The following is a 702-nucleotide window of genomic DNA, read 5'->3' as shown; positions in this document are numbered from 1 at the left end:
ACGCGGTGGGGACCTTCTCCCTCCCGCTGGGGCTGGGCCTCAACCTCCAGGTCAACGGACGTGACTACCTGGTGCCCATGGCGGTGGAGGAGCCGTCCGTCGTGGCGGCGGTGTCCTTCGCGGCGAAAATCGTCCGGGAGGCGGGCGGCTTCATCGGTGAAGCCGACCCGTCGCTGATGATTGGCCAGGTGCAGGTGTCGCGCTACGGCGACCCGACGGTGGCCACCGAGCGCATCCTGGCGCACAAGGAGCAGATTCTCGCGCTGGCCAACAGCTTCCACCCGGCCATGGTGGCGCGTGGCGGCGGGGCGAAGGACGTCGAGGTTCGCGTGCTGCCGGCCCCGGAAGGGCCGCGCGGCGAGCCGCTGCTCATCGTCCACCTCATCATCGACGCCCAGGAGGCGATGGGGGCCAACCTCATCAACACCATGGCGGAGGGCGTGGCGCCGCTCATCGAGCAGGTGACGGGTGGCAAGGTGTACCTGCGCATCCTCTCCAACCTGGCGGACCGCCGGCTGGCGCGCGCCATGTGCCGCATCCCCATCCCGCTGCTGGCGGACTTCGAGATGCCGGCCGAGGAGATTGCCGAGGGCATCGCCCAGGCCAGCCGCTTCGCGGAGGCGGACCCGTACCGCGCGGCCACGCACAACAAGGGCGTGATGAACGGCATTGACGCGGTGGCCATCGCCACGGGGCAGGACT

Annotated in this window: 1 pseudogene; it reads left to right on the top strand. The window is 70.2% G+C overall.

Features of this window, described 5'->3' with window-relative positions:
• Positions 1-702 (top strand): annotated as a pseudogene (locus FL344_RS38210) (3-hydroxy-3-methylglutaryl-CoA reductase); the annotation flags it as partial.

The organism is Myxococcus sp. AB036A, assembly GCF_006547355.1.
GTDB classification, from domain to species: domain Bacteria; phylum Myxococcota; class Myxococcia; order Myxococcales; family Myxococcaceae; genus Myxococcus; species Myxococcus virescens.
The sequence above is the reverse complement of the archived record's forward strand: the minus strand, read 5'-3'. Positions and strand labels throughout refer to the sequence as shown.